This window comes from Lysinibacillus sp. C5.1, assembly GCF_016350185.1.
Taxonomy (GTDB): domain Bacteria; phylum Bacillota; class Bacilli; order Bacillales_A; family Planococcaceae; genus Lysinibacillus; species Lysinibacillus sphaericus.
The window spans coordinates 3,761,805-3,775,793 of record NZ_CP066226.1 but is presented as its reverse complement, the minus strand read 5'-3'; the positions used below and the strand labels follow the sequence as shown (position 1 = coordinate 3,775,793).

General features: G+C 30.9%; 8 protein-coding genes and 1 pseudogene. All 9 read left to right on the top strand.

Annotated features, from left to right (window positions below; all coding sequences use genetic code 11):
- Positions 1-13 precede the first annotated feature (13 nt).
- The 9 genes and pseudogenes from I5435_RS18485 (at position 14) to I5435_RS18445 (ending at position 13,981) form a co-directional block, all read left to right on the top strand.
- Positions 14-1,783, top strand: a complete 1,770-nt coding sequence (locus tag I5435_RS18485) for a DUF262 domain-containing protein (protein WP_337982749.1) — start codon at positions 14-16, stop codon at positions 1,781-1,783.
- Positions 1,784-2,456: 673 nt separating this feature from the next.
- Positions 2,457-3,380, top strand: coding sequence for a hypothetical protein (locus tag I5435_RS18480; protein WP_337982748.1), 924 nt, complete (start codon positions 2,457-2,459; stop codon positions 3,378-3,380).
- Positions 3,381-3,803: 423 nt separating this feature from the next.
- On the top strand, positions 3,804-5,903 hold the full coding sequence (locus tag I5435_RS18475) for a DEAD/DEAH box helicase (RefSeq protein WP_337982747.1): 2,100 nt from the start codon (positions 3,804-3,806) through the stop codon (positions 5,901-5,903).
- Between the two features lies 1 nt (position 5,904).
- Positions 5,905-6,579 (top strand): DUF2290 domain-containing protein, encoded by a 675-nt coding sequence (locus I5435_RS18470; RefSeq protein ID WP_026023472.1) that lies wholly within the window; start codon positions 5,905-5,907, stop codon positions 6,577-6,579.
- 576 nt (positions 6,580-7,155) lie between these two features.
- Positions 7,156-7,572, top strand: a complete 417-nt coding sequence (locus tag I5435_RS18465; RefSeq protein ID WP_337982746.1) for a hypothetical protein — start codon at positions 7,156-7,158, stop codon at positions 7,570-7,572.
- Positions 7,573-7,624: 52 nt separating this feature from the next.
- Positions 7,625-8,185 carry an SIR2 family protein gene (locus I5435_RS18460; protein ID WP_337983879.1) on the top strand — a complete coding sequence of 187 codons (561 nt, stop codon included), beginning with the start codon at positions 7,625-7,627 and terminating at the stop codon, positions 8,183-8,185.
- Between the two features lie 592 nt (positions 8,186-8,777).
- Positions 8,778-10,202, top strand: a complete 1,425-nt coding sequence (locus I5435_RS18455; RefSeq protein ID WP_337982745.1) for an SEFIR domain-containing protein — start codon at positions 8,778-8,780, stop codon at positions 10,200-10,202.
- Between the two features lie 1,185 nt (positions 10,203-11,387).
- Positions 11,388-11,731: pseudogene (locus tag I5435_RS18450) on the top strand (helix-turn-helix domain-containing protein); the annotation flags it as partial.
- Positions 11,732-11,920: 189 nt separating this feature from the next.
- Positions 11,921-13,981: a RecQ family ATP-dependent DNA helicase gene (locus I5435_RS18445; RefSeq protein ID WP_337982744.1), complete on the top strand. Its 2,061-nt coding sequence runs from the start codon at positions 11,921-11,923 to the stop codon at positions 13,979-13,981.
- The last annotated feature ends 8 nt before the right edge of the window (positions 13,982-13,989 follow it).

The following is a 13,989-nucleotide window of genomic DNA, read 5'->3' as shown; positions in this document are numbered from 1 at the left end:
AGGGGAATGTTTAGTGGCAACAACAATAGAAGTGAACAAACAAAGTGTTAAACAATTGTTAGAAACAGGAAAAGTTAATAAGTTCATTATTCCAGAGTATCAACGTCCATATGCCTGGTCAGATGAACAAATTCAAACACTCTTTGAGGACTTAGTAGAGTATACAGAAAATAATAACGAAAGTACTTATTTTCTAGGAACAATTGTTTCTTATGAAAATGAGAATGGTGAACAAGAAATTATAGATGGTCAACAGCGAATTACCTCTTTGTTTTTATTATTACGTGCACTTTATTCAAAACTAAATTCAATGACAGAAACAAAAGAAGTTAAAAACTTCAAGGGACAAATTGAATCTGCATTGTGGGAACAAGATGAATTAACTGCTGAGGTTGATTTCGAAAAAACACTTATTGAATCCAGAGTAATGAGAGACGAGGGAAACAAAGTTTTTTCAGAAATACTTATTACAGGCGATATTGGGGTTTTGGCTAAAGATAACTATTCGTTAAACTACAGATTATTTACAGAGTTAATAGAGAGGTATGCTACAAATGAGCCACAGTTGTTTTTCTACTTCATTCGAAATGTACTAAATAAAGCGATTTTATTACCTATTACGGCAGATTCACAAGATACTGCATTAACAATTTTCTCTACTTTGAACGATAGAGGATTAGCGTTATCAGATGCAGATATTTTTAAAGCAAAAATCTACAATCAGTTGGATGCTGACGAAAAAGTAACTTTCATTGAGCAATGGCAAAAACTTGACGATGAAGCAACTAATGCGAATGAAAGTATTCAAAAATTGTTTTATTATTATATGTTCTATTTGAGAGCGTTAGAAAACGATAGAAATACCACAACACCGGGGATAAGAAAATACTATTCAAGAAATAATTTTGAACAGCTATACAAGAGCGATGTGATGGGAAATTTGAGTACTGTGCTTAACTTATGGCTTGTAGTGAATAATCGTGTAGAAATTGAAGATGAAGAATGGTCGAAAAATATTGAGATTAAACAAGTACTAGATATATTAACTTCATATCCTAATGAATTTTGGAAGTACCCAGTTGTTATATATTATCTTAAATACAATGATTCGGAAGATTTCGAAGAACTATTTTTGAAATTTCTAAAGAAACTACTTGCAGTATTGGCAGCGAGATATATAGTTACCCCGACTATTAACGCTGTCAAGAGAGGAATTTTGAATTTAAACTCTGAAATAATCAAATCACCAATTCCAACATTTGATTTTTCTAAAGTAAGTGAACAAGAATTAAAGGATAAAATCAAGCATGCTCATCGTAATACGGTTCGAATGATATTAAAAATTCTTGCTTATCAAAGTCAGAACGATATCCTACCTGAGAAATGGGAAATAGAGCATATCTTGCCTCAAAAATGGCAAACAAATTATTTTCCTAATAACTCTGAAAGTGAAGTACAAGAATTAGTAGAACATATTGGAAATAAGGTTCCATTTGAGAAAAAACTAAACATTATTGCAGGAAATGGATATTTTAAAAAGAAGCAACAAAGCTATGAAAAATCAAAAGTCCAACTAGTGCTTAATCTTTCTAAAAATCATAATGATTGGGGGTTAAATGAAATTCGAGAAAGAGATATTAGGATTTCTGATGAGCTATTAATCATTCTAAATGATTGGGGATTAAATCAACCTAATACATCTGCTCAGGATGAAATCTCTACAGTTCCAACGGCTGAAGAGTTAAAGATGATTGAAGAACTTAAAAGAAAAGGTTTAATTTAAAGTGTACTGCAAATCACGTTGACTATCTTATTGACTGTATATATTCGATTATATGATTCCCAATGCGATTAACGTGGATTAAGGAACACTAATCAACTTAGAAGGCAACATTGCCAAGAATAACGGTCATAAAAACCTACTTTTAACTTATATTAAATTCCTATCCTACATCGTAATTGGTGTAGGATTTTTTTCGCATATTTTCTTCACTCCCTCCGTTTTTCCTCTTTTAAATTGTTTGCAAAGTAACATTGAAAATAGATTTTGTGTAAATGAATTTGGCATTCAGTTTATATCATAAATGGCAATGAAGTATACTCGGCTTTTTGTAATATTATTCATACGTCTTGTCGTTAATTCAGGTTGATAAATACTATTATAAAGCTTCTTTGGCAAAGTATTTCATCATATCGAACGCCCGTGTAAAGCATAAACATTCATGTTTTTATGCATATCTACATTATCGTTTATAGCTTTTTTTAATTGACAAACATAGTGTGAAAAAATTTTTTTGAATAGTTTCTCTCGGAACTTTGTAGAATGAAAAGTCACTTGAAATATGAGCACTTAAGAGACGTAAATAAGCGGGAAATATGGCGTAAGTAAGAATCGGCAATGCGTTGATATAACTACGTTAAATAGAAAATATCCGCTTCAAAAGAGGAGAGAAAATATGATTCATACAGCAGAGTTTTCAATACAACTAGATTACGAACATATAAATTTTAGAAAGGACCACTATGGCAAGGAACCGATAAACCAAATTTTACACAGGCATATGATGAAAGGAATTAGTAGTGTGGAATACTCAAATAACTTTAATGCATTTTGTAAGATGGTAATAGATATTCCTTTAATTTTAAATAAAGGGAATGTAGAAGAAAGTGATTATGAGCAAGTTGAGCGTTATATTAAAGGAGCATTGAGCATCGTTTATGGGGATGAGCAGTTATTCGAGCAACATAATCTTAGTAGAGTTGATTATCGATTTGATATTGAGATTTCCAATGAAAATATTAGAAAGGTTTATTTTGAGTTATTCAGGAAGTTAAAAAAGAAAACCGCTCACTTGGAAAAAAAGATTTATTTTACGTCACAATATCATCAATGTAAAAGCATTCATACTATCTTCTATGATAAGGAACAAGAGCGGAGAGATAAAAATGAACATGTTGAAGTGTGGGAAAGAGGGATGATGAGGTTTGAGGTGTGTGTTAAAAAAGATCATTTGAAGTACAAAAAATATAAAAAAGGAGAGCCGCGGTTTTTAAAGGATTATTTTAAAAAAGAAAAATACGTCAACTATATGAGCAAGTACATTTTGAACATTTGCCCTACTGGTGATTTTTATTCTTATCCTAGGTTAGAAGCAATGATTGCTGCAATGGATTTATCAATTAGAGAAAAATCAGAATTGAAAAAATTCACAAAATATGTTTCTAAAGGAAACCTAGATACAACTACTAAGCATTATTCAGAAAGCACCTATCGAAAATATCTGAAACTGTTCAATGAGCATGGAATAAATCCAATCACGATTCCACCTAAGTACAAGCTAGATTATTTAGAAAGCTTAGTGAAGCAGGCTGCCTTGTAAATAGGAGTAATTTCTTCAGTGAAAAGCAAAATACCATTGCCTAATATGTACTAAGCAATGGTATTTTTTATTTACCAATAGAGTGTTCCTTTGAAATGTTCAGCAGATCGAGTGCCGTTGAAAGGATGATTTTTTTCATGTCTGTACTTATTAATTCACCATTGTAAAATATATCGTGCTCCAGCAAAAGTGATTCCAATTCTAATTTATCAGCTACTACGTTTATTCTCACTAGTCCTTTCCAATGGTCATAAAGACACCTTTTTTATTTGCTTGTTTACTATAAGCAGTAAGGGATGGAAAATTCCAATCTGATTTTATTTCGTTTTTCATTGGTATTTATCGATAGAATTAAAGATAGTGCTATTTAATTTAACTTCTAGAACATATAATAAAATTAAATAATATTTAGAGGTGACATTTATGGTGAAAATAATTAGAGGAGCTAATGAAAAAATTGCCTCTGCTGAAGATTTAGTTAGTTTTTTTGAGCATTTCGAAGATGACGGATTTTTATATTTGGGTTATCCGATTATTGGAAGTGTGGAAGGTGCATTAAATTTAGATGCAATTTATATTTCTGAGAAGTATGGAATATTAGCTTTTGATTTGGTTGAAAGTACAGTATATGAGGATAGAGAAGATATAAGGGATGAAATCTATAATAAATTAGAAATTAAATTAAAAGATTATAAAGCATTGGTAAAGAAAAGAAATTTAATGGTCGAAATTAATGTAGTTACATATGCCAATACATGGAATAATGTTGATGAAGATGATGTAATAATATCTCCGACTCATGAAAATTTAAAAAGTTATTTGGATAATATTGAGTGGGATAATCCCGAGTATTTTAATGTTTTACTACAATCTATTCAAGCGGTTACTAAGATTAGAAATAACCCTAAAAGAAAAAATGTTACTAAGGAAGATTCTAAAGGTGCTATTTTAAAGAAGTTAGAAGAAACAATAGCTAATCTAGATCATAAGCAAAGTGCAGCTATAATTGAAACAGTTAATGGTCCTCAAAGAATTAGAGGTTTAGCTGGTTCGGGAAAAACTATAGTCCTTGCTTTGAAAGTTGCTTATTTACATGTGAAAAATAGAGACTGGAAAATAGCAGTGACTTTTAATACAAGATCCTTAAAGAAGCAATTTGAAGATCTAATTACAAGGTTCACTTTTGAACTAAGTAAAGAAGAAGTTGATTGGGATATGGTTAGGATTATTCAAGCTTGGGGAAGTCCAAGGTCTGAAGGGATTTACTATAATGTATGTAAAGAACATGGCATTGAATATCACGATTTTAACTCAGCTAAGACATTATTTCCAATGGGTGATAATCAATTTGGAGGAGTAATTGACTTAGCTATATCTTCTATTTCACAGTATCAAAAATTGTATGATGTAATCTTAGTGGACGAGGCACAAGATTTTACACCAGGTTTTTTAAAGTTATGCTATGAGATATTAAAAGAACCTAAAATGTTAATTTATGCATATGACGAATTACAGACTTTAAATAAAAGAAGTATGCCTACACCTGAAGAAATTTTTGGGCTAGATAGAGATGGAAATCCTTTAGTTGTTTTAAGTAATGAAGAAGGTAATCCAAAAGCTGATATTGTGTTAGAAACATGTTATAGAAATTCTAGACCAATTCTAGCTACAGCCCATGCATTAGGATTTGGAATTTATAAAGACCCTATGGTACAAATGTTTGGTAATAAATCCCTTTGGAAAGAAGTGGGATATGTTGATGTGGAAGGTCAACTTAAAGATGGTGAGCGAGTAGTTCTACAAAGGACTACCAAAGCTAGTCCACCTTTTTTAGAGGAGCACTCATCTATAGATGATATTATTACAGTTAAATCTTTCGAAAGTGATTTAGAACAATCCCAATGGATAGCAAACGAAATTGAAAAAAATATTACTGTAGATGAATTAAGGTATCAAGATATTATGGTAATTCATACGAATCCTATTGATACTAAAAATAGAGTAGGCTTGCTAAGGAAATTACTTTTTGAGAAAGGTATTAATAGTCATGTAGCTGGTGCAGCTAACCCAGATATATTTACTGAAGAGAATTCTATCACTTTTACTGGTATTTATAGGGCAAAGGGTAATGAAGCAGCTATGGTATACGTTATTAATGGTCAAGAGTGTTATGATGGACCAGAGTTAGCGAGAAAAAGAAATATATTATTTACAGCAATAACAAGAAGTAAAGCATGGGTAAGAATTACGGGTTATGGTGCTGAAATGGTTAAATTAGTAAATGAATTTAAAAAGGTTAAGGAAAACGATTTTAAATTAGACTTTATTTATCCTACAGAGGACCAGCGTAGAAAAATGAATGTAGTAAATCGTGATATGACAGCTAATGAACAAAGATTTATCTATCAAACGAATCATGAATTGGGGAGAATAGTATCTGCACTAGAGAATGAAGAGCTATTCTTAGAGGATATACCTGAAGAAATTCTAAGATCCTTAAAAAAGAAAATTTTAGGTGAATGAGATGTCGACTAAAACTGATGTAGCGTATCTTGTAAAAGAAGAAATAGATAATATCATATCAAAACTTATTGAAGTAGGCTTATGTGTTAATCAGAACTTTACCAGTGATAAAATGATAGGAAATAATAAAGTAATAAGCTGGGGTCAAATTAAAGATCTATCTATAGTTATGAAAAATGTGGATTATGAAGATATTTACAAGGTGCTAGAAGAAGAAGGGAACTATAATATTAAACTTATAGATGGATCACTTATCCAAATGATGTATACCTTTAATTCTAATGATGAAATAATATCACATAGGTTGGGCTTCTTCCCTTCAATAAATTTATCTCCATTTGAAAAAGATCCTGAAGTTTATTACGAATTTGATATATATGCAGATATTTTAAAGAAGAATGTACTTCCCACGATTTTTAGATTCGATTTTGATTTAGATGATTCACTTTTTCAAGAGCTAGATCATTCTAAGAGTCATTTAACTTTTGGGCAAGTTGAAAATTGTAGGATACCTGTAAGAGGTCCAATCTCGCCTAATAGATTTATGGATTTCATTTTGAGGAATTTTTATCATAAAGCTATGAAACAGTATAACATCTGTTTTGATTTTATGGATTATTTCTCAAGAACTATTACTACTAATGAAGAAAATTTGATATATATAGATTTTAAATAGTATTTAGAGACACTTTCACCTTAAATCTTGTAATTACAAGTGCTTTTAGTTCACATACTATTCGATTTTATTTATATATAGTTTAAACGGTTAATGTAGTTGTAATTATAGTTGAGAGTATCTTTTTCATTTTGTAATTTCCATTTTGCTAAAAATTTTTTAGGATAAAATCTTTTTTTGATGAAAGATGTGAGCTTTATCTAGCTAACATTTCATTCGAACCAGTGTAGTAAGCCAGGTGCTTATAGAATTTACTATTTAGCGATAAAAAGAAACTAGTTCCCTGTATGGTTGTTTATTATACGGTGTTGGCACGTCTGGCTATAATCTGGCTAATAATAATCAGAAGTGCTTGGAAACGTTGATATGACTAGATTTATAAGCAATCGGTTTAAATACCCGCCGTCTCCATAATTTACCATACTATAAACAGCGGTATATCAACATTTTAAGAGCTAGGGGTATTGTACGGGAGTTGAACTCTTGAGCATTATCCCTTTTCTTATCCCTACGGAAATTACATATTTTAAGCTTATTCAAAGACCTTCTAAGTAAACATATTAGGAGGTTTTTTCTATGGCAAATAGAAAGCGAAAACATGGTGTATTCGCGGTAAATGGTGATGTAGTAGTTTTATCAAATGCTAAAGAAGAAAGAGAAGATTGTACGCACATTAATTACGCACTCGATACAGTATTTAATCAAATGCGAATTGCTGGTAATAGACCGCGCACGATTGAAAGTTATGAGTATATTTTTAAACAGTTTGTAGAGGTATGTCGCATTGAATATGTAGAGGATATTAACTTAGGTAAACTTTATCATTTTTTAGATGTATTACAAGTTACTGCCGCGACTAAACTAATCCGTTTGAAATCAATTAAAGCAGTTTTAAGTAAGTTTTTTAATAATGGTTGGATAAAAGACCGTTTTTGGAGCAACATTCAAATTAAGATTGATAAGGAAGTAAAAAAAGGAGCGGGGCTGGGTTGATTTAGGGCTAATATCAGACATATATATAGAAAAAATAGGTAGAGAATAGTTAATAGAAAAATTACAGCAATTATATATTTCTAAAGAGGTACCTGAAGAATCAAGCCAAGCGATAGTTGCTAGTATTCCATGGCAAAGAGTTTATAAAACTAATTATGATGATGTATTCGAAAAAGCAGCATCTACGAAATCCATAAAAAGAATACCAATCACATTAAGTAAATCTGCAAAAGAATATTCCAATAAGGATGTAGTTTTACATATTAATGGATTTATTAATGAATTAACTCCAAAGACATTACTTAGTGAGTTTAAATTGTCAAAAACTAGCTATTTAGTTGAGAATTTTAAAGATAGTAAAACTGGTTGGTTTGATATATTTAAATCTGATTTAGATGCGGTATCGGCAATTATATTTGTTGGAGTTTCTTTTGACTATGATATTGATTTACAAGAAGTGATATATAATAGTGAGAACTTTAAAGATAAGATTATTTTTATTGATAACATTTTACCATCAAACATTGATGAAGATGATATTACATTTAATTATTATAAAAGGAAGTTTGGTAGCGTTTATAATATAGGTATTGATGAATTTGCAACAAAATAGTAGAAATTTCAGATAAACATATTAAACAAAATAAATCTATAAATTATTCTTGTTTTAGTGAGGTAAAACAAGGGGAATTTGTTGAATTAAATTCAAATGTTAAAGGGCTTCATAAAAATTTAACGCTTAAATAACAACCAAAATATAGGCATTGGTTTATGGATTAATGACACAATGTTAGAAGATATCCTTTTAGGGAAAGAGAGTCGCAGAATTTAAATTCAACATAAAGTTGCGAATCTAAATATCGATATAAAACTAGAAGACTGTTAGGTGTTTGTCACTAGATCAAACGTCAATATTGTAACATTCTTGTTTGAACGAGCTAAAGTGAAATTGTAAGGTGGCTTGTACTTCACTCTGAAAAACATTCATTTTTATTAACATATTACTATAAGGTAAACAACACTAACATCCATGTGTTGTCAGACAAACTCCTTACATATGAAACGATGTTCACTGTTGATGCATAGGTTTAAGTAAAACGGAGATGTATTGGCATGGCAGAGGGACTTCATCGCCCTTCTTTATAAGTCTATAATAGCAATAGGGTAGATTTTTTAAAAAAATATTGTAGGAGGTACAGTTATACATGGATAGTAAAGAGAAAATTCCAAAGGTTTTTATTTCGTATTGTTGGACATCGGAACAACATATAAATTGGGTTCGTTCTTTAGCAGAAAAGTTGGTTGCTGATTCTGGTGTTGATATTATTCTTGACCAATGGCACGGTGAAATAGGACATGATAGATATCATTTCATGGAAGAAAGTATTAGAGTCGCTGATAAGGTATTAGTTATTTGTGATAAAAAATACTGTGATAGAGCTAATGATAGAGCAGGTGGCGTAGGAACTGAGACTAGAATAATTACACCTGAGGTCTATAGAAGTAATAAAAATGACAAGTTTATTCCCATTGCTTTGGAATTAAATGAACACGGTGAATATTTACTTCCTGATTTTATGAGCAGTAGGTTTGCATTAGGAATGATAAAAGAAAAAGAGTTTGATAGCAATTATAGAAAATTGGAAAGGCTGATTTGGCAAGTGCCTCTATTGAAGCCGCCTGTAAGGGGGAAGAGACCAGACTTTGAGAATAATAGGGAAAGTTATAAAGATAAATTTAATAAGCCGAAATTACTTTATCTATATGCTTACTTAGCTGAAAGCGGAATAAATCATATCAAGTCAAAGTCATTAATCGATGCTTTAAAAGAAAATTATGATATTCAATTGGCGTATGGAATATGTGAGGATGATACTTACCGGAAAATTAAAAATCCTAGCTTAAGGAAACAACTAATTCCAGAGAAGGAATTCATAAAAAGCTCTTTTCAAGTGATGATAATAGAAAATCGATTTGGGAAAATAGATGAAAATAAATTAAAAACAGAGAAGTTTAGATTAAATCTAATAGAGTTATTCATTCAAAACGGTGGACTTTGTATTTTCCTGTTAGCTGATGATATCATACAATATGGTACTTCGGGATATAATCAACTCCTTAAGAAGGCTGGCCTGCCATTGGTTAGAGAAGCTAGATCCAACTATGAATTTCCTTATCTACACTTAGTGGATGAATTGAATCTTTCGAAATACATAATTTATGGGTGGGATGAAAAATCTGCAATTGAATATCCAAGAACATATAAAATTATTGTAGATGATCAATACTATCGATTAGTTAATCGAGATGTACTTCCAATCTTTAAAGACGTTAAACAGTTAGTTGTAAGTTCGACAATGCAAGTTGATGTTGGAGTAGGAAATGTTTTGCTTACTGCAAATAAACAAACTAAAATGCTTGCAACTGGTGATTTGATGTGGGATGGAGACAATAGTCATTATTTTGGTAGTTATAAAGAAAATGAGTATGGAGTTGGTATTCTTATTGGTTCAAATATATGTAGCGATAATTTACTTTTTATGCATGAGACGGATTCGTTAATATTAATGGAAAACACTATTAATTATTTTTTGAATATTATAGAATCAAGAAAAAGTCTAATGAGTTAATTTAGTTTTTCCTCGAAATGATAAAAAATTTGTTATTGCGTTAATATAGAAAAATGATGGGGGAACATTTGTTAAAAATTGTTTTGTTTTTCCATTCATAAAGATCTCCTGGATTTTTAAATATTATAGTCCTAAAAAATTCTATATTTTAACAAGAAATGAAATTAAAATTCCAGAGTGAATATTAGGGAAACTAATATATAACTGGATTATTCATCAACCACAACACAAAATTTCATGGAAAACCTGACTTGTCGGATTTTTCATGGGATTTCCTTTAGAAGTTCTGCATTCAGCTCATGAAATTTGAGATATGTCCATGACAGAAAGCTATGTAGGAGATTTGATCTATCTAGCAACCTCTTGGTGGAAGACTTGTAGCATTTTTCAGTCCACTCTCTCAGCTAATGAGCTTTTCATTTTAAATGCTTTTTTACAATTTTTAATATAATATTTTATTCACGCGATTATCACGCCCTTTAAGAAACGGGGCACCATGGGGAATTTCATCAAAGAGGTCTTATAAAATGCATAAATAGTACAAAGGTCAAATTACAATTCAGTTAGGTACAATTGTTGAGACGCAAGAAGATAGCACAAAAGAACGCAACTCTGCACACGATGCTATCAATCTCGATTTTTTAACTGAATTAAAAGAGTTAGTGAAGGCTAAGGGCTACTCTTCAAATTTTGTTGGCTTTGATTTGCAACTCGCTGGCGATGCTACTATGACTGACATTGAAGCGTTAGAGAATACTGTTCGTCAAGCGAAAGCGAAGGAAGATATAATTCGAGGAAAAGCACCTGTTACAAAAATCTATTTTTAATAATTGGACGTTAAGCAGTCATTTAATTGATTGTTTAACGTTTTTTTAGTAAGAATTTATTAAAATAAATTTACGAAAGGATAAAATTTGAAAATAACGACAATTCTAGTAATTGAAGCGTTGCAATTTGAAAAAGTTTTATAATATATACTTGAAAAAGATAATTAAAAAGGTGACGGCTTTATTCACCTTTTTAAGAGCTAGGAAAGCCTTATATTGTCTACCAAACTCGGAAGATAATATAGCATATATAGGTGAGGATCTTTCAAGGGGGGCAGAATTGAAAGAGGAAGACCGAGAGTTAATTGCTCCAGAAGAGAATGATGATTACTTAGATCCAACTGTATTTGACATTGGCATTTTTATTGGTGATAATCTAACCAATCTACGTACCATGCATGGATATTCAAGAAAACATCTCATAGATATGTTAGGAGTAACAGAACAGGCAGTTTGGCAATACGAAAACAATTATACATCACCAAAAATGAAAACGGTTAAAGAGTTAAAAAAATCTTTAATGTAAAAAGTAAATATTTCTATACAAAAGACATACTCAGTCGAAACATGATACCTGAGAATATCAAAGTGATGAATATTGCTTATCGTTCAAAAGTTATGAATGTAATTTCATAAACTCAGGCTGAAGCTAAACATATCGAGTATTTAGATACATTTGTTAATTATTTAACAACTCAAGTAATTGTGAAATTCAGCTTTTTAAGAAACCACATTAACTACAAAGTATGCAAGTATAAATAGGTGTATTAAATTATCAAGTATAAAAAAATATGAAATATATAATCTAATATTATCCAAAAACTATTATATGAAAAATAAGTCCAATAATGTAAAATTATAGTTATTAAAACTTTTTAAGGGGCTTTGATAATGAGGGAGATAGCGGAGAAAATTTTCAATAATTATTTACCTGGTGAAAATTTAAAAGATGAACAATGGCAAGCAGTTGATGCATTACTAAATGATAATAGAGTTTTAGTAGTGCAACCAACTGGATGGGGTAAGAGTATAGTTTATTTCATTGCAGCAAAGTTATTTAGAGATCAAAACAAAGGGCTAACGATTATTATTAGCCCGTTGCTTGCACTAATTAGAAATCAACTAGAAGCGGCTCAAAAGATGGGTTTAAATGCATACACTATTAACAGTGATAATACTGATGACTGGGAAGAAGTCAATGAAGCAATTCGTAATAACAGTTGTGATATTTTAGTAGTTGCTCCTGAAAGGTTACAGAGCAATTCTTTTAAAGATACTACTTTGTTGCTAATTCAACAAGCTGGAGGAATTGGATTAATAGTTATCGATGAGGCTCATTGTATTTCCGATTGGGGACATGACTTTAGACCTAAATACAAAAAAATAGTGCAGTTTGTAAATACATTAGAGTACCAAGTTCCAATGCTTGCAACTACGGCAACTGCTAATGTAAGGGTAGCAAATGATATTAAGCAACAATTAGGAAACTCTATTATTGAAATAAGAGGCTCTTTGTTGAGAAACAATTTAAAGTTAAAAGTAGTGGGCGTTCCCAATTCTTATTACAAACTTGGCTGGCTATTAGAGCATCTAAAAAGAGGTACATTAGAAGGAACAGGAATTATATATTGCACCACACAAAAAGAAACAGAACGAGTAGCGGAATGGTTAAGTTTAAATGGAATTTCCGCAGCATATTATCATAGTGGTATACGTGATGTCACTATAAAAGAAGAACTCGAACAAAGACTTATCAATAACGATTTACAGGTACTAGTCGCAACTATTGCCTTAGGAATGGGATTTGATAAAAAAGATGTAAGATTTGTTATACATTACAATATGTCTACTTCATTAGTTACGTATTATCAAGAGATTGGTAGAGCTGGTAGGGATGGTTTAGATGCAGAAATAGTATTGTTATATTGTGAAAACGATATTGAATCTTTAGAAGGAATGATTAAAAACGGTTTCACTAGTTTTGAGGAGTATGAAAATGTTTTAAATCTAATTCAAAACGGTCCAGGATCCCTATATGAGCTTATGAGTAGACATAATATCTCTCAAGGACAGCTAACAAAAATATTAGATTTGTTGGAAGCGGATGGATTGATTTATAAGGATGGCCCAAAATATTACCGTTCAGCAAACCCTATAGAATATTCATTACTTCAAAATAAGAACATTTTAGATTCTAAACTACAAGAATTGATGCTGATGAGAAATTACGCACATATAGACAAAAGTTGTTTAATGGATTTTTTAATTTATAATTTAGGTGAGCCAGAGAAAATTGTTTGTGGTAAGTGTGATAACTGTGTAAATGATTCATCACCCCTATATAATGTAGATGAGAGATATGTAGAAAAAGCTGAAATTTATATAAAGCAGTTAGGATTGAATATAACTCCAAAAACTAAATGGCCAAGCGGAGGAGTAGGAGATTTAAGAGGTAATATTAGAGCAAATCTACAATTCAAGCAAGGGAAAGCTTTAAGTTTGTATAAAAAAGAAGGTATTGGGGAATTAATCATTCGAAATCGATATACCGACCTATATTTTAGTGATGAACTGGTGAATTACTGTGCGCAATACATTAGAGATAACTATAGTGCTTTAAATTCTCCAGAATGGTTAACTGCTGTACCTTCATTACGTAATCCGTCTCTATTGCCTGATTTTGTAATGAGACTATCACAAGAACTAAGTATACCTTATAAACAAGTTATACTAAAAACGCAACATTCCGAAGAGCAAAAGTTTATGAAAAATTCAAGTAAACAAGTAGAGAATATCAAAGATACTTTTGAAGTTAACGATTATAATTTACAGGGTCGAGTATTATTAATAGATGATATAATGAATTCAGGGTGGACATTTGCAATTTGTGCAAAATTATTAATGGAGGTAGGTTGTGAATCAGTTACGCCTCTAGCCCTTTCAAGAACTTAAATTTGAAA

What these genes read in the sequence shown, in the direction of transcription:
- I5435_RS18480 (WP_337982748.1), top strand. Translation starts at nt 2,457, where the DNA reads ATGATTCATACAGCAGAGTTTTCAATACAACTAGATTACGAACATATA.
- I5435_RS18475 (WP_337982747.1), top strand. Translation starts at nt 3,804, where the DNA reads ATGGTGAAAATAATTAGAGGAGCTAATGAAAAAATTGCCTCTGCTGAA.
- I5435_RS18470 (WP_026023472.1), top strand. Translation starts at nt 5,905, where the DNA reads ATGTCGACTAAAACTGATGTAGCGTATCTTGTAAAAGAAGAAATAGAT.
- I5435_RS18465 (WP_337982746.1), top strand. Translation starts at nt 7,156, where the DNA reads ATGGCAAATAGAAAGCGAAAACATGGTGTATTCGCGGTAAATGGTGAT.
- I5435_RS18455 (WP_337982745.1), top strand. Translation starts at nt 8,778, where the DNA reads ATGGATAGTAAAGAGAAAATTCCAAAGGTTTTTATTTCGTATTGTTGG.
- I5435_RS18445 (WP_337982744.1), top strand. Translation starts at nt 11,921, where the DNA reads ATGAGGGAGATAGCGGAGAAAATTTTCAATAATTATTTACCTGGTGAA.